This window comes from Streptomyces sp. NPDC031100 (assembly GCF_055570785.1).
Genome location: NZ_JBVIGN010000007.1, coordinates 349,578 through 368,595 on the forward strand (window position 1 = coordinate 349,578; position 19,018 = coordinate 368,595).

General features: G+C 73.1%; 19 protein-coding genes and 1 pseudogene. 7 read left to right on the plus strand and 13 right to left on the minus strand.

The annotated features are described in order from the left end of the window. Positions 1-192 precede the first annotated feature (192 nt). On the plus strand, positions 193-1,428 hold the full coding sequence (locus ACZ5DS_RS21930; protein WP_468241047.1) for a ricin-type beta-trefoil lectin domain protein: 1,236 nt from the start codon (positions 193-195) through the stop codon (positions 1,426-1,428). Between the two features lie 10 nt (positions 1,429-1,438). Here ACZ5DS_RS21930 and ACZ5DS_RS21935 read toward each other — a convergent pair whose 3' ends face one another. Continuing rightward, entirely contained in the window at positions 1,439-1,684 is a 246-nt protein-coding gene (locus tag ACZ5DS_RS21935) for a hypothetical protein (RefSeq protein WP_468241049.1), read from the minus strand. 159 nt (positions 1,685-1,843) lie between these two features. Here ACZ5DS_RS21935 and ACZ5DS_RS21940 point away from each other — a divergent pair, with 159 nt between their 5' ends. Further along, on the plus strand, positions 1,844-2,878 hold the full coding sequence (locus ACZ5DS_RS21940; RefSeq protein WP_468241051.1) for a PHP domain-containing protein: 1,035 nt from the start codon (positions 1,844-1,846) through the stop codon (positions 2,876-2,878). An 83-nt stretch (positions 2,879-2,961) separates the two neighbouring features. Here the strand turns inward: ACZ5DS_RS21940 and ACZ5DS_RS21945 are convergent, their stop codons facing one another. The 4 genes and pseudogenes from ACZ5DS_RS21945 to ACZ5DS_RS21960 form a co-directional block, all read right to left on the minus strand. Continuing rightward, complete coding sequence (locus ACZ5DS_RS21945) at positions 2,962-3,105, minus strand: hypothetical protein (RefSeq protein WP_468241053.1); 144 nt, start codon at positions 3,103-3,105, stop codon at positions 2,962-2,964. A gap of 273 nt (positions 3,106-3,378) precedes the next feature. Further along, positions 3,379-4,677 (minus strand): ROK family transcriptional regulator, encoded by a 1,299-nt coding sequence (locus ACZ5DS_RS21950; protein WP_468241055.1) that lies wholly within the window; start codon positions 4,675-4,677, stop codon positions 3,379-3,381. 93 nt (positions 4,678-4,770) lie between these two features. Next, positions 4,771-5,349, minus strand: a complete 579-nt coding sequence (locus ACZ5DS_RS21955; protein ID WP_468241058.1) for a phosphotransferase family protein — start codon at positions 5,347-5,349, stop codon at positions 4,771-4,773. Between the two features lie 21 nt (positions 5,350-5,370). Next, positions 5,371-5,689, minus strand: a pseudogene (locus tag ACZ5DS_RS21960) (hypothetical protein); the annotation flags it as partial. Positions 5,690-5,940: 251 nt separating this feature from the next. Here ACZ5DS_RS21960 and ACZ5DS_RS21965 point away from each other — a divergent pair. After that, positions 5,941-6,435 (plus strand): FBP domain-containing protein, encoded by a 495-nt coding sequence (locus ACZ5DS_RS21965; protein WP_468241060.1) that lies wholly within the window; start codon positions 5,941-5,943, stop codon positions 6,433-6,435. Positions 6,436-6,634: 199 nt separating this feature from the next. Here the strand turns inward: ACZ5DS_RS21965 and ACZ5DS_RS21970 are convergent, their stop codons facing one another. Further along, positions 6,635-6,841, minus strand: coding sequence for a hypothetical protein (locus tag ACZ5DS_RS21970; protein ID WP_468241062.1), 207 nt, complete (start codon positions 6,839-6,841; stop codon positions 6,635-6,637). A gap of 129 nt (positions 6,842-6,970) precedes the next feature. Between ACZ5DS_RS21970 and ACZ5DS_RS21975 the strand changes: the two genes are divergently transcribed. From ACZ5DS_RS21975 to ACZ5DS_RS21985, 3 genes are all read left to right on the plus strand, one after another. Continuing rightward, complete coding sequence (locus ACZ5DS_RS21975) at positions 6,971-8,224, plus strand: FUSC family protein (RefSeq protein ID WP_468241065.1); 1,254 nt, start codon at positions 6,971-6,973, stop codon at positions 8,222-8,224. Positions 8,225-8,270: 46 nt separating this feature from the next. Further along, positions 8,271-9,332, plus strand: a complete 1,062-nt coding sequence (locus ACZ5DS_RS21980) for a hypothetical protein (RefSeq protein WP_468241067.1) — start codon at positions 8,271-8,273, stop codon at positions 9,330-9,332. Positions 9,333-9,447: 115 nt separating this feature from the next. Then, on the plus strand, positions 9,448-10,665 hold the full coding sequence (locus ACZ5DS_RS21985; RefSeq protein ID WP_468241070.1) for a lactonase family protein: 1,218 nt from the start codon (positions 9,448-9,450) through the stop codon (positions 10,663-10,665). Here the strand turns inward: ACZ5DS_RS21985 and ACZ5DS_RS21990 are convergent. Together ACZ5DS_RS21990 and ACZ5DS_RS21995 are read right to left on the minus strand one after the other, a co-directional pair. Then, positions 10,633-11,361, minus strand: coding sequence for a DUF2470 domain-containing protein (locus tag ACZ5DS_RS21990; RefSeq protein ID WP_468241072.1), 729 nt, complete (start codon positions 11,359-11,361; stop codon positions 10,633-10,635). The two genes, ACZ5DS_RS21985 and ACZ5DS_RS21990, sit on opposite strands and share 33 nt — an antisense overlap. A 98-nt stretch (positions 11,362-11,459) precedes the next feature. Further along, the gene (locus ACZ5DS_RS21995; protein ID WP_468241075.1) at positions 11,460-12,065 is read right to left on the minus strand and encodes a TetR/AcrR family transcriptional regulator; all 606 of its coding nucleotides are present in this window, start codon (positions 12,063-12,065) and stop codon (positions 11,460-11,462) included. A gap of 121 nt (positions 12,066-12,186) precedes the next feature. Here ACZ5DS_RS21995 and ACZ5DS_RS22000 point away from each other — a divergent pair, with 121 nt between their 5' ends. After that, positions 12,187-13,701 carry a cytochrome P450 gene (locus ACZ5DS_RS22000; RefSeq protein ID WP_468241077.1) on the plus strand — a complete coding sequence of 505 codons (1,515 nt, stop codon included), beginning with the start codon at positions 12,187-12,189 and terminating at the stop codon, positions 13,699-13,701. On the opposite strand, the gene ACZ5DS_RS22005 is transcribed toward ACZ5DS_RS22000, so the two are convergent. From ACZ5DS_RS22005 to ACZ5DS_RS22025, 5 genes are all read right to left on the minus strand, one after another. After that, positions 13,663-14,520 carry a pentapeptide repeat-containing protein gene (locus ACZ5DS_RS22005; protein WP_468241079.1) on the minus strand — a complete coding sequence of 286 codons (858 nt, stop codon included), beginning with the start codon at positions 14,518-14,520 and terminating at the stop codon, positions 13,663-13,665. The genes ACZ5DS_RS22000 and ACZ5DS_RS22005 overlap by 39 nt on opposite strands. An 83-nt stretch (positions 14,521-14,603) precedes the next feature. Next, positions 14,604-15,497, minus strand: coding sequence for an RNA polymerase sigma factor SigJ (gene sigJ / locus ACZ5DS_RS22010; RefSeq protein ID WP_468241082.1), 894 nt, complete (start codon positions 15,495-15,497; stop codon positions 14,604-14,606). 34 nt (positions 15,498-15,531) lie between these two features. Then, on the minus strand, positions 15,532-16,275 hold the full coding sequence (locus tag ACZ5DS_RS22015) for a PIG-L deacetylase family protein (RefSeq protein ID WP_468241084.1): 744 nt from the start codon (positions 16,273-16,275) through the stop codon (positions 15,532-15,534). 294 nt (positions 16,276-16,569) lie between these two features. Next, on the minus strand, positions 16,570-17,871 hold the full coding sequence (locus ACZ5DS_RS22020) for an alpha/beta fold hydrolase (protein WP_468241086.1): 1,302 nt from the start codon (positions 17,869-17,871) through the stop codon (positions 16,570-16,572). Between the two features lie 98 nt (positions 17,872-17,969). Then, positions 17,970-18,995 (minus strand): LacI family DNA-binding transcriptional regulator, encoded by a 1,026-nt coding sequence (locus tag ACZ5DS_RS22025; protein WP_468241088.1) that lies wholly within the window; start codon positions 18,993-18,995, stop codon positions 17,970-17,972. Positions 18,996-19,018 lie beyond the last annotated feature (23 nt).

Genomic DNA, 19,018 nt, shown 5'->3' on the forward strand with positions numbered 1-19,018 from the left:
CCTCGTATGATCATCACGGCTGCGCCGGTCATGCTACTGGCGGCGCGCCTTCCGCCAGGGCATGGGTGTGCCGCCCCCGGAGCGAGCACCAGCGACCGATCGTCAACGAGCGGTCCGTACCAAGGTATTGACGGACACTTATCTCACTTCTTAAATCAAGAGGCGTCACACCCCCCACCAGAACGGAGAGCCATGGCCTCCCCGCGCCTGCTCCGCAGATGTCTGTTCGCCGCCCTGTCGGCCGCGTTGGTCGGCGCGGCCGCCGTCGGTCCGGCCCGGGCCGAGAACGCCGCACCGGCGGCGGCCGCGGCCGTCACCACCTTCTCCGACTCCTTCGACGGCCCCGCGGGCTCCGCGGTCGACGGCTCGAAGTGGACGCTGGAGACCGGCGACAACGTCAACAACCACGAGCGGCAGTACTACACGTCCGGCACCAGGAACGCGGCCCTGGACGGCCAGGGGCATCTGGTGATCACGGCCCGGAAGGAGAACCCGGCCGGCTACCAGTGCTGGTACGGCAGCTGCCAGTACACCTCGGCGCGGCTGAACACCGCCGGGAAGTTCAACGCGCAGTACGGCCATGTCGAGGCCCGGATGAAGATCCCGCGCGGGCAGGGCATGTGGCCCGCGTTCTGGATGCTGGGCACGCCGGTCAACTGGCCGGACTCGGGCGAGATCGACGTGATGGAGAACGTCGGGTTCGAGCCTTCGACCGTGCACGGGACCATCCATGGACCCGGCTACTCCGGCTCGGGCGGCATAGGGGCCGGCTACACCCTGCCGAACGGGCAGGCCTTCGCGGACGCCTTCCACACCTTCGCCGTCGACTGGGCGCCCGACTCGATCACCTGGTCGGTGGACGGGAACGTCTACCAGCGGCGCACGCCCGCCGACCTGGGCGGGAAGACCTGGGTGTTCAACAAGCCGTTCTTCCTGATCCTGAACCTCGCCGTCGGCGGCTACTGGCCGGGCGACCCGGACGGCTCCACACAGTTCCCGCAGCAGCTGGTGGTCGACTCGGTGTCGGTGACCACGACCGACAGCGCGGCCGGCGTCCCGATCCGGGGGCTGGCCGGCAAGTGCGTGGACGTGGCCGGCGCGAACTCGGCCAACGGCACCGCGGTCCAGCTCTACGACTGCAACGGCACGTCCGCGCAGGCGTGGACGGTGGGCTCGGACGGTACGATCCGGGCGCTCGGCAAGTGCCTGGACGTCACCGGCAACGGTACGGCGGACGGCTCGACCGTCCAGCTGTGGGACTGCACGGGCGGCCCCAACCAGAGGTGGGCCGTCTCGGCGGCGCACGACATCGTCAATCCGCAGGCGAACAAGTGCCTCGACGTGACCGGGAACAGCACGGTCAACGGCACCCGGCTGCAGATCTGGACGTGCTCCGGCGGCGTCAACCAGAAGTGGACGGTCGGCTGAGCCGTCCGGCTCAGTGCAGCTTCCAGGTGTACTTGTCGCCGCCCACCCAGCGGATCGTGTCCGGGTCGTCCAGGTCGTGGATGGGAAGGCCGTGGGAGGCGGCGGTCTCCAGCACGTCGGTCACGGTCCTGACCTCGGCGATGACCTGCCCGTCGATCTCCATGATCCGGAAGGGCGGCTCGCCCGGCTTGCCGGGACACACGCCGAGCACGAGGACCCGCGGATGGGCGATGTGGGGAACTCCTTGTTCGGTCATGGAATAGAGCGTAGAACGCGACGCGCGCCGACGACTCGTCCGCGCACGCCGTCCGGAAGAACACGAGGCAGGAGGCCGTCGGCGCGCCGGCGGCCCCCCGTCGTGCGGCGGGCGCGGCCCTGGGGAACCCTGGAGGGGCACGGCGAGCTGGAGGTGGCCATGGATCCCGTCGCGGCCCTGGACCGGATCGCCTTCCTGCTCGAGCGTGCGCTGGCGCCCACCTACCGGGTACGGGCCTTCCGTACCGCCGCCCGGGTGCTGTCCGCGCTGCCCGAGGGCGAGGTCGCCGAGCGTGCGGCGGCCGGGACGCTGGAGTCCCTCAGGGGGGTCGGGCCGAAGACCGCGCAGGTGGTGCGGGAGGCCCTGGCCGGGGAGGTGCCCGGCTATCTGCGCACCCTGGAGGAGGAGACCGGGGGGCCGCTCGCCGCGGACGGCGGCACCATGCTGCGGGCGCTGCTGCGCGGGGACTGTCACACCCATTCGGACTGGTCGGACGGCGGCAGCCCGATCGAGGAGATGGGGCGTACGGCGGCCCGGCTCGGCCACGAGTGGACGGCCCTGACCGACCATTCCCCCCGGCTGACCGTGGCCCGGGGCCTGTCCGCGGAGCGGCTGCGTGAGCAGCTGGCGGTGGTGGCGGAGCTGAACGCGCGGTGGGCGCCGTTCCGGCTGCTCACGGGCATCGAGTGCGACATCCTGGAGGACGGCTCGCTGGACCAGGAGCCCGGGCTTCTGGAGCAGCTGGACGTCGTGGTGGTGTCCGTGCACTCCAAGCTGCGGATGGACGCCCGCTCGATGACCCGCCGGATGGTGGCTGCCGTCCGGAATCCGCACGCGGACATTCTGGGCCACTGCACGGGACGCCTGGTCACGGGCCGTGGCCGCCCGGAGTCGGAGTTCGACGCGGACGAGGTGTTCGCGGCCTGTGCCGACTCGGGTACGGCCGTGGAGATCAACAGCCGGCCGGAGCGGCTGGACCCGCCGAGGCGGCTGCTGCGCCGGGCCGTGGCGGCCGGGGTGCTGTTCTCGGTCGACACCGACGCGCACGCGCCCGGCCAGCTGGACTGGCAGATCCTCGGCTGCGCCCGGGCCGAGGAGTGCAGGGTGCCCGCCGGGCGGGTGGTGACCACCTGGTCGGCCGAGGAGCTGCTGGCCTGGACGCGGGAGGGCCGTACGCCGACCCGGGCGTCATGAGAAAGCCCCGTCACATGTGGTGACGGGGCTGATGAACAGGTATCGGGAGTCGACAGGCGCTACGGGCCCACCGACCGACGGTTTCAGATGCCGAGGCGGAGGCCGAGGGGGTAGCCCACAAGAGTGCTGACGGGGTGTTTGAGAAGACCGTCGGTGATGTCGCCGGTGCCCTGTGCCTGGGCAGCTATGGCGGGGGCGATGGCTCCGAGGGAAAGCAGTGCGCTCACTGCTGCAACGGTCATGATGCGGCGGACAGACATCACGGTAATTCCTTCTGGGCGGGAGGCTGGACGTATGGACGGGCAAGAGACTTCCCACCTGCCGAGGCCGTGCACGCTTTACGCCACTCGTTCGAGGGACGGCCGTCTCCGCCCACGTCCCTGTGGGCAAAAGGTAGGCCCGGGGACACTGCCCCCTCCGCACCCAGGGCTGGTTCAACGGGCAACTACCCGGTGGTGTTCCAGGCGGCCGCCGTGAGGTGAGTCACCCCGCCCCCTCGCTCAGCGCGGGGCCCGCTCCTGCAGTGCGGCCCGCCAGGCGGGGTGCCGGTCCTCGATGGCCGGTTCGGCACGGCGGCCGCCGCGGGCGAAGAAGTCGGCGAGGGGCAGGATCGCCGCACCGACGGTCACCGCGTCGGGGCCCAGCCGGCCGAGGTCGATGGTGACCTTGTCGGCCGGGTAGCGCAGGGCGTACGTCCGCGCATGGCGCCGTACGGCGGGCAGGAACCGGGTGCCGAGCTGGAGTCCGGCCCAGCCGCCGATCAGGATCCGCTCGGGCTGGAAGAGGTTGATCAGGTCGGACAGGCCGGCGCCCAGGTACTCGGCGGTCTCCTCCAGGACCGCGAGCGCGACGGGGTCGGGTTCCCTGCCCTCGGTCGGGTAGGCGGCGGCGAGCATCGCGGTGAGGGCGGTCTCCTCGTCCACGCCCTCGGGCGGCCGTCCGCCCTCCTCGCGCCAGCGGTCGAGCAGCGACTGGGCACCGGCGTACGCCTCCAGACAGCCGGGCGCACCGCACCGACAGCGGCGCCCCCGCACCCGTACGGTCAGATGGCCCCACTCGACGGCCCGCCCGTGTTCCACCTCGGGGGTGACCAGGCAGGCGCCGACACCGGAGCCGAAGAGCACGACCACCGCGTTACGGGCGCCACGCCCGGCGCCGAACCACATCTCGGCCTGACCCAGGGTCTTGGCGCCGTTGTCGATGAAGTACCGCACGCCGTCGGGCAGTCCGGAGGTCGAGCGGAGCAGCTCCTCCAGCGGGACCGCGTCCCAGCCGATGGTCTGCCCGTGCACGACGGCACCCCGGTCCGCCGTGTGCTCGACGATGCCGGGGACGCCGACCCCGACGCCGAGCAGGCGCTCGGGCGCGGCTTCCGCGGCCGTGAGGACCTCGGCGATGCCGTCGCGGATGTGGCGGACGATGACGTCGACGTCGTAGCCCTCGTCGCCCTGCCGGGCCAGCACCCGTTCGGTGCGGGCGAGTTCGGTGAGCGCCAGGTCGAACAGCTCGACGCGGACGCGGGTTTCGCCGACGTCGACGCCGATCATCTGGCCGCTGTGCGGCGAGACGCGCAGCAGGGTGCGGGGGCGGCCGCCGTCGGAGTCGACGCTGCCGGCCTCCTCGACCAGTCCGTCGGCGACGAGGTCCGCGACCACGTTGCTGACCGAGCCGGAGCTCAGTCCGGTGACCGGGCCCAGCTCGAAGCGGCTCAGCGGGCCGTCGAAGTACAGCCGCTGCAACACGGCCGTGCGGTTGCCCCGCCTGAGATCGCGTACCGTGCGCCCGTTCCGCCCCGTCATGTGGCCCCCTTCGAACCCTGTCCCGACCTGCCAACATACCCCTCGGGACGGGCTTGCCGCGACTTTCCGACAACCCTTATTTCATGTGATGAGCTAAGAAGGGGCCGCCTTGATCTCCGCGAGCGCGGCGACGAGTTCCGGGGCGACCGCCTCCTGGCCCCGGCGGGCGTGGTCCTCACCGACCGCCCGCGGAACCGTCTCCACCAGCATGATCAGGTAGACGACGACGTTGCCGGGCCACAGGTCGAAGTGGGCGGGGAGGGGCAGCCGGGCCCCGTAGTGGCGGGTGTCGTCCAGGACCGCGCCGAACATCGCGGTGAACGCCGTCCGCCAGTCGGGGGCGAGCGGGCCGAGGGCACCGGACGGGTAGCCGAAGCCGGGCCCGGTCACCCGGTGCAGCCGGGCGACATGACCGCCCAAGTCCCCGCGCAGGGCGGCCTGTTCGACGTCCGTCAGGGAGTCGTCCCAGGGCGTGCCGGGGCAGGCGGTCTGCAGCAGGTGCCCTGCCTTTGGGGTGTCGTCGACGTGGAGGGTGCGGCCGCCACCGGTGAACCGCAGCTCTTCGACGGTGTTGCAGGTCCCGCCGCCCAGCGGGCGCACCCCGGCCGGCCGGCCGGGTCCGATGCCCGCCGCGGCCAGGACCCGCAGGGCTCGCTCCACCGACTCCCCCACCGTCCCCCTCCCCCGACCGGGTCACCCTGCCGCGTACACGTCCTCGACGTAACGCCCGTCCGTCACGAGCGAGTCGAGCCACCGCCCGGCCACCGCCCGGCCGCCGCCTCGTCGGCGCCGGACGTACGTTCCGGTACAGGGTACGGAACGCCTGGCGAACTCCGGGTGCCATGCGGGAACCGTCGCCGCAGACGTACACCCGGGCCCCGCCGGTCAGCAGGTCCCAGACCTCGTCGGCCTCGGCCGCGATGCGGTGCTGCACGAACAGGGCGCCGTTCTCCGGGGCGGCGCTGAAGGCCGGACGCAGGGAGACGGCTCCGGCCGCCTGGGCGGTGCGGAGTGCTCTCCCAGCGCCGGCCGTCGCCGCCTGGGTGTGCGGTGAGCCCGCTGTTGCTGGTACCCGTGACGAACTCCGAGTGGTAGGCGCCGTCCCGGGCCAAGGCCTGCAGGATCGGCACGCCGGCCGCCAGCCGGTCGGCGGGCCGCACGTGCCGGAAATCCATTCGCCCACCCTCCCCTTGGCTATCTAGGCTAGCCGCGAACCTAGACCCCCTAGGTTCACGGCGGAATCGGCATCCCGGAAGGACCCCCATGAAATCCCTCACCGAGCAGGACATCCGCAACTCGTTCGTCAACTGCTCCAAGGGGGAGGCCAAGCGCCTGGCGGTCCCGCGCGACCTCGCCGAACGCCCGTGGGACGACCTGGACTTCCTCGGCTGGCGCGATCCCGGGGCACCCGACCGCTGCTATCTGGTCACCGAGCGCGAGGGCCGGCTCGTCGGCGTGGCCCTGCGCTTCCCGGCCGCGCAGCGCGGGTTCCTGCACCGCAGTATGTGTTCGGTGTGCCTGACCACCCATCCCGGCGGCGGGGTGTCGCTGATGACCGCCCGGAAGGCGGGTGCGGCGGGCCGCGAGGGCAACTCGGTCGGGGTGTACATGTGCACGGACCTGGCATGCTCGCTGTACGTGCGCGGGAAGAAGGTCCCGGAGTCCGGGGGCCGGTTCGAGGAGAGCCTCACCCTGGAGGAGCAGATAGCCCGTACGACCGGCAACCTGTCCGCGTTCGTCGACAAGCTCTACACCTGACAGCCTCGACCGGCTCCCGGTAGGCGCCCCGCCGGTGAGCCGCAGCACCTCCTCGACCTCGGCCCCGTCGGCGTACCGGGAGGTGCGCTCGGCCATCTCCTTGCGCTCGGGGTACGGCCTGTGCAGGTACTGCTCCCTGTGCCGCCCGGCGCCGCGAGCCGGTCGTTCGCCTGCGAGTGGGTGGCGGCCGCACAGTCGGTCACCGCGCCGTAGAGTTCCGGCCCGCCGTAACCAATGCCGTCGCCCAGGAAGCGCACGGGGTCGTCCGGGCGGCTCGCTTCCAGGGCGAGGTGCGGAAGCCCTTCTCCTCGACCAGATGGCGGAACAGGCGGTCCTTGAGGGCGAAGAAGTCGTGGGAGGTGTGGGTGGCCTCACCAATGCCGACCACCCGGGCGTCGCCGACCATCCGGTCCGGGGTACGAGTTCTGCGCCGGTGGTCGTCGACGCGGTCTGCGGTACGAAGGCGCCGACGGCTGTGAGACCGTCCTCGATCGTGCACGTTCGACGCACTCGAGGAACGGGAACAGGCCAAGGGATGCGCGACGTACGGAAGTGGACCGCGGAACTGGAGCGTCTGCTGAGGCGCCGCCGGGAGCCGGTGGTCGTCCAGACGCTGCGGTCGGCCGCGGCGGCGACGATCGCCTACGTCATCGCGCTGCGCCTGAGCCCCGAGCCGGCCCCGCTGACCGCTCCCCTCACCGCCCTGCTGGTCGTCCAGGTGACCTTCTACGCCACGCTCACCAACGGCATCCGCCGGGTGAACTCGGTGGTGGCCGGGGTGCTGGTCGCCATCGCCTTCAGCCTTCTGGTGGGTCTGACCTGGTGGAGCCTGGCGCTGCTGATCGTGGCCTCGCTGGCTGTGGGGCATCTGGTGCGGGTCGACGAGTACGTGGCCGAGGTGGCGATCAGCGCCATGCTGGTGCTCGGCGTCACCACCGTCGGGTTCACGGCCTGGGCGCGGATCGTGGAGACGCTGATCGGCGCGGTCGTCGGCATGGCCTGCAACCTGCTGCTTCCGGCCCCGGTGTGGGTGGGCGAGGCCGGGCACTCGATCGGGGACCTGGCGCGCCGGGTGCGGCAGTTGATGCTGCGGATGGGCGAGGAGGCCGCGGGCCGCACCCCCTGGGAGCGGGCGGCGGAGCGGCTGCACGAGGCGCGCCGGCTGGACCACCACATCGTCCAGGTGGACGCGGCGCTGCGGCAGGCCGAGGACAGCCTGCGGTTCAACCCGCGGGTCAAGGAGGGCCTGCTGTACCGGGTGGTGCTGCGCACCGGCCTGGACACGCTGGAGATCTGCACGGTCGTCCTGCGGGTGCTGGCCCGTTCCTTCACGGACCTGGCGAAGGCCCGCGGTACCGAGGGGTTGTTCCCGCCCCAGGTGGGGGCGACCGTGGAGCAGCTGCTCTCCGAGATCGCCGACGCGGTGGTCAGCTTCGCGGTGCTGGTGACCACGCACCTGAGCGAGAACGCCGAGTCGGCCGAGGCCCGTCTGACCGCCGAGCTGCACACCGCGGCAGGCACCCGCGACCGGCTCGCCGAGCTGCTCGGGGAGGAGGTCCGCGAGGACTGGGCGAACTGGCATCTGCTCGGCGCCGTGCTGACCGAGGTGAACCGGATGATCGACGAGCTGAACACCGAGCACCGCACCCGTCGGCTGCTGGAGGAGCTGGACCGGGTGTCCCGGGAGCATCGGGCGAAGCTGCCCCGGATGACCCGGCTGCGCGAGCGCCTCGGCGTCCAGGAGAACCTGTGGCGGAACCGCACCGGGTTCGGCGAGCGTTTTCGGTGAGGGAGTGCCGGGGCGGGGCCCGGTACCGGCGGGAGGGAGCTGGCCTGTGACGGACACCGGGGTGCGGATCGACGGGAACACGCTGCGGTTGCGCGGCGGGGTGGCGGTGCGGTTCGTGCGTACGCTGCGGCTGCCCGAGACGGGCACGCATCCGCTGCCGCCGGGGCTCGGCGAGTTCCCGGTCCGGCGGGTGGCCGACTACGCCGACCGGGTCCCCGAGGAGTGGCGGGCGCGCGGCGGCGTGATGCTGCCGGTGTACCTGCGCGAGGCGATGTGGCTGAGTTTCGCCGGTACGACGGAGCCGGCCGCCCTCCAGGTCGGCGTGGGCAAGGTGTGCGCCGTCTCCGGCAAGCCGTGGCGTGGCGCCCTCGCCCGCGACCCGCAGAACTATGTGGTGCTGCCCCGCCAGCCCTGGCTGGACGGCATCAACTCGGGTAAGGGGACGGTCCGCCAGTTCGTCGCCGTACCGCTCGGCCTGGGCGCGACCGTGGAGGGGCAGGTAAGCGGCGAGGAGACGTGGGGCGGCGTCCAGTTGCAGGCGTTCCCGCTGAAGGAGGCGGCCCTGGCCGAGTGGCGGCGCCAGGAGCGGGAGCGGCAGCGGACGTCACGGCCGGCCGGGACGTTCGGCGGCTACGGCGCTCCTGCCCCCATGGCCGCCGCCGCACCCGGCGGGCCCCTGCCGCCGCCCTACGCCCCGGCCGCCCCCGGTGGGCCCCCGCGGCGCGCCGCGGCCATGGGTCTGGGTGTCGGCGGCTCGATGCGGCAGGAGGTCTACCAGGACGACCGGCCGCTCACGGACTGGTCGGACACGCCCGCCGGGCGGGTGTTCGTCCATCTGGTCACGCCCCCGGAGTGGCGCCGCATCACGGGCGAGGCGCCGCCGCCGTCCCCGGTGGACCGGGCGGCGTACACGAGCGCGGGACTGCCCTGGTACGACTACTACGACGAGGATGCCGAGGACCTGGCTCCGGCGGAGACCCTGGAGGCCGTCAAGCCGGTCGGCGACTGGCTCGGGGACGACCTGGACCCCTGGCAGCAGCCGTCCCCGGGCCAGGTGATACCGCTGAAGGACGCGCCGGGCAAGCCGGTCGAGGACGGTGAGTGGTAGGCGCCGCCGTCCGCATTGCACCCTGCGCAACACCCGTTGCCCGTCTTGCCCTTGGCGGTGGTTCCGGGTCAAGGTGGCTGTCACGAGCGGGGCAGTCGACGACCTGAGGTGCGGGATGGAGCGGGACGCGCGGGCGACGCGGGGAAGCTGGACCAGGCGCCGGTTCGTCTCCGTGGTGGCGGGCACGGCCGCCGTGGTCGCGGTGCCCTCACCGGCGGCCCCTCCGGCGGACCGCCCGGCGCACGAGGACGGCACGCCGGCGCCGGACGAGCGGGCGGTGACGCGGCCGCCCCGCAAGGCCCCCGGCCCCCGCGCGCTCTACCTCGGCACGTACACCTCTGTCGAGGGCGGCGGCACGGGCATCGGACTGGCCTCGTACGACCCGGCGACGGGCCGGATCACCGGCTCGGGGACGCTCACCGGGGTCCCCGACCCCTCGTACCTCGCGCTGCACCCGGACGGCCGCACGCTGTACGCGGTCGACGAGCGCCAGGACGGTGCGGTCACCGCCGTACGCCTCGCGGACCGGCGGATCCTCGGCAGCCGGAGCACCGGCGGGGCGGGCCCCTGCCATCTGTCGGTCCACCCCGGCGGCCGCTGGCTGCTGAGCGCCAACTACGCGTCGGGCAGCGTCGTCGTGCACCCCGTCGACGCCTCGGGCGCCCTCGGCGAGCGCACGGAGCTGATCACGCACTCGGCACCGCCACCCGGCCCGGGCCAGGAGGGCCCGCACGCGCACCAGTTCCTCACCAGCCCGGACGGCGGTCACGTCCTCGCCGTCGATCTCGGCACCGACACCGTCTACACCTACCGCCTGGACCAGGCGAAGGGCAGGCTCACCGAGGTGGCGCAGGCGCACACCCGGCCGGGCGCGGGCCCGCGCCATCTGACGTTCCACCCGGGCGGCCGGTACGCCTATCTGGCCAACGAAGTGGACGACACGGTCGCCGTCTGCGCCTACGACCCGGCCACCGGGCGCCTGACGATCGGCGACCCGCAGCCCACGGGCTCGTCCGGCGGCACCAACTACCCGGCACAGATCCTGGTCACCGCGAACGGCTCGTACGCCTTCCTCGCCAACCGCGGCCACAACAGCATCGCGCGGTACGCCGCCGAGGCGGACGGCGCCCGGCTGCGGCTGCTCGGCACGGTGCCGGTGGCCGGGGACTTCCCGCGGCAGATCGCCTTCTCGCCGGACGGCCGGCTGCTGTTCGCGGCGAACCAGCGCTCCGGCTCGGTCAGCGTCTTCCACGTCGACTCCGAGAGCGGTGAACTTCGCCTGGCGGGCGAGCCGTTCGCGTCACCCGTCGCCGTCTGCGCGCTGCCGCTGTAGCGCGCGGGGGCAGGCAGCGGCGCTCGCCTGTGCCAGCAGGGCGTGCATGCGCTCGGTGAGCTGGGTGACGTCGTCGGCGGGCGTGTGGAACGGCAGCCGTACGTCGCCGTGGGAGCGGGTGCGTTCGATGCGCAGGGTGAGGCCGTGGCGGTCGACGGCGAGGGGCGTCACCCGGGTCGCGGCGTGCAGGCTCTCGGGCCGCACCAGCCGGGTGAGCCGCTCCACGGCGTCCGGGTGGGCGTCGGCGAGATGGGTCAGCAGCCGGGCCTCGGCCGTGGCCAGCGGGTCGGGCCGGGCGGCGGCGAACTCGTCGACGTCGACGAGGACGGCACCGGACGGCTGCCGCAGCACCACCCGCGTGGGCCGGAAGATCAGCGTGCCGTCGTCGCCCGGGGCGAACCAGCCGGCCAGCCACAGCCGGGCCCGGATCCGCTGCCGCACCGGGACCGGGGCCACATCGGCGAACTCCAGCACGGCGGAGGGCTCACCGCGCGGGGCGCACAGTGCGGCCGCGAACAGGGCGCTGTCCTCGGGCACCGACAGCAGCACCCTGCCGTCCTCGGTCACGGAGTGCGCGCCGACGTACTCCTCCCGGGCACCGTCCGCGGTCACCCCGCACGACCACGCGGCGGCGAGCACCGATCGCGCCCGCTCCGCCGCACCGGGGCCGGCCGCCCAGTCCTGCGTGTCACCCATCCCGAGACCTCCTTAGGTAAGCCTTGCCTAACCTATCGAAGATCCGGGCGCACGCCAACCACACCTCGGTCAGGACACGGAGTCAGGCGAGAACGGAGTCAGGCGAGAACGCCGAGCAGGGCACGCGCACACAGGTCGCGCACCTGGTCCCGGGTCAGCTCCCCGTCCCGCAGCCACTCCAGACAGACCGCCGTAGTGAAGGCGAGCCAGCCGCGCACGGCGAGGCGCACCTGCGGGGCGCTCTCGAAGACGGGCCCGAACTCGGGATCCGCGGCGAGAGCGGCGAGAATCTGCTGCTCCTGGGCGGCAAGGGCCCGCTGATAGACGCGGCGCACGGCCTGGTCACCGGCCGCGTCGGCGCGGTGGAAGGCACGGAAGCCGTGGGCATGGGCCTGGACGTAGGCCAGGTAGGTGTCGAGGCCGGCGGCGAGCTGCTCGCGCACCGGCACCCCGGGCACGGCCGCCGTCATGCGCAGCATCCGCTCGCTCTCGCGCTCCACGACCGCGGCGAAGAAGTCCCGCTTCGTGGGGAAGTAGTGGTACAGCAGCCCGCGGGAGACTCCGGCGATCTCGGCGACCTGCTCGATCCACACGTCGTCGTAGGGACTCTCCGAGAACAGCCGCGCGCCGACCGACAACAGCTGCTCACGGCGTTCTTCGGTGCTGAGTCTGCGCCGGGCGCGTTCCCCCTGGTTCGCGGGCATGGCGTCACTTTACTTGACGCGGGTTCAACAAGCGGACCACACTGAAACACGTTATTGAACTCACGTACAACACGCGCGCGTCACAGGTGCAACCATCCGCTGGATCAAGGGAGATCGCGTCATGGCGGAGACGACGGAGACCAGGCTGCCGAGGGGATTCCGGGGCGCCGAGCAGGGCTGGCCGGAGCTACACCGGATCCCGCATCCGCCGCGCCGGCTGCCGCTGCTCGGCGATGTGCTGGGCGTCGACCGGCGCCGGCCGCTGCAGGACTCGATGCGCTTCGGGCGCGAGCTGGGTCCGGTCTTCCGGCGCCGGGCCTTCGGAAACGAGTTCGTGTTCCTGTGGGGCTCGCGGCTGGTCGCCGATCTCGCCGACGAGTCCCGGTTCGCCAAGCACGTGGGCCTCGGGGTCGCCAATCTGCGCCCCCTCGCCGGGGACGGCCTGTTCACGGCGTACAACCACGAGTCGAACTGGCAGCTGGCGCACGACGTCCTGGCACCGGGCTTCAGCCGGGAGGCCATGGGGGCCTACCACGGCATGATGCTGTCGGTCGCGGCACGGCTGACCGGCCACTGGGACCGCGAGCTGGCGGCCGGGCGGGCGGTGGACGTGCCCGGTGACATGACCAAGCTGACCCTGGAGACGATCGCGCGCACCGGGTTCGGACACGACTTCGGCTCCTTCGAGCGGGAGCAGCCGCACCCCTTCGTGACCGCGATGGTGGGCACGCTCACCTACGCGCAGCGGCTGAACAGCGTGCCGGTACCGCTGGCGCCGCTGCTGCTGCGCGGCGCCGCCCGGCGCAACGCGGCCGACATCGCCTACCTGAACCGCACGGTCGACGATCTCGTCGCGGCCCGGCTCCGCTCCGGCAGCGGGGACGGGGACCTGCTGGACCGGATGCTGGAGACCGCCCACCCCGAGACCGGGGAGCGGCTGTCGGCGGAGAACGTCCGCAAGCAGGTCATCACGTTCCTGGTGGCGGGCCACGAGACCACCTCGGGCGCGCTCTCCTTCGCCCTGTACTACCTCGCCCGGCACCCGGAGGCCGCCGCCAGGGCCCGGGCCGAGGTGGACCGCGTCTGGGGCGACACCCCGGAGCCCGGCTACGACCAGGTCGCCAAGCTGCGCTACGTGCGCCGGGTGCTGGACGAGTCGCTTCGGCTGTGGCCGACCGCGCCCGCCTACGCACGGGAGGCCCGCGAGGACACGGTGCTGGCCGGGGAGCATCCGATGCGGCGCGGCGCGTGGGCGCTGGTGCTGCTGCCGCTGCTGCACCGCGACCCGGAGGTGTGGGGCGAGGACGCCGAGCGGTTCGACCCGGACCGGTTCGACGCGGGCGCGGTACGGGCGCGTCCCCCGCACACCTTCAAGCCGTTCGGGACCGGTGCGCGGGCGTGCATCGGCCGCCAGTTCGCCCTGCACGAGGCGACCCTCGTCCTCGGCCTGCTGCTGCGCCGCTACGACCTCAGGCCGGACCCGGACTACCGGCTCCGGGTCACCGAACGCCTGACGGTGATGCCGGAGGGCCTGCGGCTGCACCTGGAGCGGCGACCCTCCCCCGCGCCGGTGACCGTGCCGGACGACAGCATCGGGTCAGCCGCGCGCTGCCCAGTGCGCGGGGCGGGTGACTGACTCCGGCAGCCTGGTGCCTTCGCTGCCCCGGGCCGCGTTCAGCTGCGGCTGGGTGAGGAAGAACGCGCCCGTGAGGTCCGCGTCGGTCAGGTCGGCGTCCCGCAGGTCGGCGCCGATCATGTCGGCTCCGCGCAGGTCGGCTCCGGTGAGGTCGGCGGCTATGAGGTAGGCGCCGCGCAGGCTGGCGCCGCGCAGGTCGGCGCCCCGCAGCCGGGCCCCGATGAGGTCGGCGCCCCGCCGGTCCTTCGACCTGCCCTTCTTGCCCTTCTTGCCCGTGCTGCCGCCGACGCCCGCCCGGGCCAGCTCGCTGGTGCGCAGCAGCAGCACGTTGACCTCCTGCCGGTGGGCGGCCACGTCCAGCGCGGCCAGCTCCTCGGGGGTCTGCCGGGTGAGCTGCTCGGTCCGCTCCAGGGCCCGGCGCAGGTCGGCGTGGACGGGCCGGGCGGCGTCCAGGCCCAGCGCCTCGGTCAGGTACCAGAGCAGTTCGTGCAGCTGGCGCACGACCGGGAACACGTCGAACATCCGGCGGGCGTGCTCCTTCGGGCCCGTACGCCAGTCCTGCCCGCCGAAGGTGAGCTGCGAGACCTTCTGCCCCGCGCCGAAGCAGTCGTAGACCGTGCAGCCGGTGAAACCCTTCTTCCGCAGGTCCGCGTGGATGCCGCAGCGGTGGTCGCCCTGGAGGTTGACGCAGGGCGTGCCCGCGGGCTTGTCGAGGGCGAAGTCCGCGGACGCGGCGAAGGGCAGGGCGACGCAGCAGAGCCCGAAGCACTGGGCGCAGTCGCCGCGCAGGTCGGAGAGGTCGGCTATCTGATCCGGCATGGGATCAAGCCTACTGACCTGCGAGACCTCCCGGCCGACGGCGGAGAGTCCACCGCTGGCACGGGCTGTGCCCGAGCCCTCGCTCAGGCCTCTGCCGCAGGCAGCTCCAGCCGAGCGAGGCGCTCGGGGTCGGCAAGGATGTACAGGCCGGTGATGAGTCCGTCGACGATCGTGAACGCCGTGATGGACGCGGGCTTTCCCTCGGGCGCGGTGACCAGGCCCACCGCGCCGTTGACCAGCACTGGACGTGCGTACACGGCGAGATGGGAGAACATCGAGGCCTGTGCGGCGACCGTCCGTGCGCCGTGTACGGCCTTGGAGGCGGCCGCTCCGCGGACCAGGGCGCCCGCGTCGGCGCGCAGCTCCGCGTCCGGGTGGAGCAGGGCGAGCAGCGCCTCGAAGTCGCCGCCGCGCGATGCGGCCAGCCAGGCGTCCACCACCTGCCGCTGCCGGCCGAGGTCGGGGGCGGCCGCCGGGGTGGCGCCCTGCACCCGGCGGCGGGCCCGGCTGGCCAGCTGGCGGGTGGCGGCCGGGGTGCGCTCCACGATCGCGGCGATGTCGTCGAAGGGCACGGCGAACATGTCGTGCAGGACGAACGCCAGCCGCTCGGCGGGTTCCAGTGTCTCGAGGACGACCAGGAGCGCGAGACCGACCGAGTCGGCCTCCTCCACCTCCTTCTCGGGGTCGACCTCGGAGAGCGGGCGGACCACCGGGTCCGGGACGAACGTGTCGTCCATCGGCTCCTCGCGGCGTGCGCTGCGCGAGCGCAGCATGTCCAGGCAGACCCGTCCGACGACCGTGGTCAGCCAGCCGCCGAGGTTCCGGATCTCGTCCGCGTCGATGCGGCCGAGCCGCAGCCACGCCTCCTGGACCGCGTCCTCCGCCTCGGCGAGCGAGCCGAGCATCCGGTAGGCCACCGCGCGCAGATGACCGCGGTGCTCCTCGAAGCGGCGGGCGAGGAGGTCGGTGTCGTTCATGTGGTCCCCGTTCGGTGGTGGGTCGTGGGCCGGGCTATCGGCTGAACAGTTCGAAGGCCACGGCCGGCTTCCCGCCGAAGCGTTCCCTGGTGGCGGTGGCCGTCCCGGTCAGGAAGTCGCGGACGTGCGTCTCGGGGTCCTGGTCGGTCAACGCCTCGATATAGGTGCGATGTTCGAGCAGGGAGCGTACCGCGCGCTCCAGGCCGGCCGTGGCGTCCACCGCGTGGGTGGGGTTGCCGGACCCGGCCACGGCGACCCAGCGGACGCCGTTCCAGGGCTCCAGGCCCTGCGCGACGAGTTCCGGGAAGATCCAGCGGTTGCCGGCGTCGGCGGCGGCGTCCAACGTGGCGCGGCCCACGGCGACGTGGTCGGGAGTGTTCCACTGGACACCGCCCCAGGTGTCGCGGTGGTTGAGGGTGATGACGAGTTCGGGGCGATGGCGGCGGATCGCGGCGGCGATGTCGCGGCGCAGCGCGGGGCCGTACTCGACGACTCCGTCCCGGTGGTTCAGGAACTCCACGGTGGTGACGCCGACGACGGCGGCGCTCGCCCGCTGCTCGCGCTCGCGCAGCGGGCCGCAGACGGCGGGGTCGAGCGTGTCTATCCCCGCCTCGCCGCGGGTCGCCAGGACATAGGCGACGTCCCGGCCGGCGTCGGTCCAGGCGGCGACGGCCGCCGAGCACCCGTACTCGAGGTCGTCGGGGTGCGCGACCACGGCGAGGGCCCGCTGCCAGTCGTCGGGCAGGGGCTGGAGCTGGGTGATCTTCGGCTCGCTCATGGCCGCAGACTATGCCGCGTTGGACCGACGGCAACTCCTTTTGACGCACCACCCGTTGTGTCGCGCCGGGCCCCCGGTGAGGGCGTAGGCCTGACAGCGGCACCGGCCGCGGTGAGTGCGGCCGGGCCGGGCCTCGTCCAGGCCGGTGCCGCTCGCGACCAACTGGGGTCAGACGCCCGGTTCACCGGCCTGACGCAGGACGTCCGCCCACACCTCGGCGCTGCGTTCGCTCGAACGGCGCGCCCGTTCCACCCGTCCCGGGGATGCCCTTCCGGGTCGCTCGGGTCCGCCGGCTCACGCCTCGTGGCGGGCCAGGGCGAGGAGCCGGTCCAGGACCCGGGGTGCACCGGTGCGCAGGCCGTCGTGTTCGTACTCGTCGGTGACCCAGGTGCGCAGGCCGCGGACGGTTCGGGCGGTCTGCAGGGAGTGGGCGGTGTCGACGTACATGTCGTCGTGGTAGATCGCCGCGGCGACCGGGACCTCGTTGGCGGCGAGGCGGGCGGGGTCGTACAGGGGCTGCCAGTCGGTGCGGGCGGCGAGCAGTTCGGCGGTCTCGCGCAGGGGGCGCAGGGCCGGGTCGGCGTCGAACATCCAGGGGTGGACCGTCTCACCGGTGAACAGCACCGGGGCGTCACCGGCGAGCGCCTTGGCCGCGTCGAACTGCGGGAACTCGGCGCGGACGCGTTCGGCGGCCCAGGCGGTGGGGCGGGTGTCCTGGCCGTAGATCGACTCGTGGACGAGGGCGTACAGCGGGTGCCCCGCGTACGACAGCACGCTCTGGACCTGTTCCTGGAAGTCGTCGGACAGGTCGTGGCCGGCGGGAGTGCGGGCGAAGGCGTTCTCCAGGAGGTAGTGCAGGCGGTGGCTGCCGTCGCTCGCGCCGAGCATCAGGCCGAGGGACTGGAAGGCCTCCACGGAGAAGCGGTAGCCGTTCGGCAGGACGACGTCGTGGGTGAGGAGGTGGTCGGCGATGCGGCGGGCCCGCTCCGCGTCCTGGGGGTAGCGGGCGTAGTGCGCGGCGACCTTGCGTTCGATGCGCGGGTAGGCGGCTCGGTAGACGTCGTCGGCGTGGGCGTCGAGGGAGGGCAGGCCGCCGGTGATGACGGCGGTGTCCAGGCCCTCGGGGGCCAGGGAGAGGTACGACACCGTGCAGAAGCCGCCGAAGCTCTGCCCGAGCACGGTCCAGGGGGCGCCGCCCGTCACCTCGGGGCGGATGGCCTCGCAGTCGCGGACGATGGAGTCGGCGCGGAACCGGGTGAGGTAGCCGGCCTGCTCGGCGGGGCCGCCGCGCAGCGGGAGCGTCTGGCGGGTGGCGGGCGTGGAGCGGCCGGTGCCGCGCTGGTCGAGGAGGAGGACGCGGTAGTCCTTGAGCGCGCGGTCGAGCCAGGCCTGCCGTCCGACGAAACGATTCGCCCCGAAGCCGGGACCGCCCTGCAGGTACACCAGCCACGGCAGGTCCTGCCCCGCCTTGTCGCTCGCGACGGCCTCCCGGGCGTACAGCTCGATGCTCTCGCCGCCCGGGTCGCCGTGGTCGAGGGGCACGGTGAAGTGACGGTCGGTGAGGACGACGCCGGGCTGGCGGTAGGTGAGGCTCAACGGGTCTCCCGGGACGGATGGGATGGACGCGTCCCAGTTCAGCACATGCACGGCCGCGCGCCGAGCCCCTGGATCATCGATTGTTACTGAACCCTCGGTCAGCGGGCGGCGAGGCTGGAGCGGCGCACCACCAGCTCCGGCTGGAGCACCACGCGCCGGTGCTCGTGGGCGCCGGGTCCGCCCTCGGTCTCGGTCTCCTCCAGCAGCAGCTCCGCGGCGAGGGAGCCCATGGTGACCGCGGGCTGGCGGACCGAGGTCAGCGGTACGGCGGCCGCGGCCGCGAACTCGATGTCGTCGTAGCCGACGATCGCGAGGTCGTCCGGCACGGTGACGCCGGCCGCGTACATGGCCTGGAGCACGCCGAGCGCGAGCAGGTCGTTGGCGCAGAAGACGGCCGTGGGGCGGTCCGCGAGACCGAGCAGACGGGCGCCCGCGTCCCGGCCGGCGGCCACGTCGAGGCGTTCGGTGGGCAGCTCCCGCAGGGCGTCGGGCCCGAGCCCCGCCTCGGCGAGGGCGTTCAGGGCGCCGGTGCGGCGGTCGCGCACCTGGTTGAGCCCCGGCGGGCCGCTGACATAGGCGATGAAACGGTGCCCGGCGTCCACCAGATGCCGGACGGCGAGGGCGCCGCCGGCCACGTCGTCCACGGAGACCGAGCACTCGGTGGTGCCCTCGGCGACCCGGTCGACCAGTACGAACGGTATGCCGTGGCGGCGGAAGGTCTCGATGTTGCGGCCGGTGGCGTCGGCCGGGGTGAGCAGCACACCGCGCACCCGCTGCTCGGCGAAGAGCGACAGGTAGTCGGCCTCCTCGGCCGCGTCCTGCGCGCTGTTGCAGACCATCACGCCGAGCCCGGCCTCGCGCGCCGCACGCTCGGCGCCGCGCGCGACGTCCACGAAGAAGGGGTTGCCCATGTCGAGGACGAGCAGGCCCATGATCCGGCTGCGGCCCGCGCGCAGCTGGCGCGCCGACTCGCTGCGGACGTAGCCGAGCCGGTCGATCGCGGACAGCACGCGCGCACGGGTCTCACGGGCGACGGTGTCCGGACGGTTGATGACGTTGGACACCGTGCCCACGGAGACACCGGCGGCACGGGCGACGTCCTTGATACCCACCGACTGGGTCATCGGTCAGAGACCTCCAGGTGAAC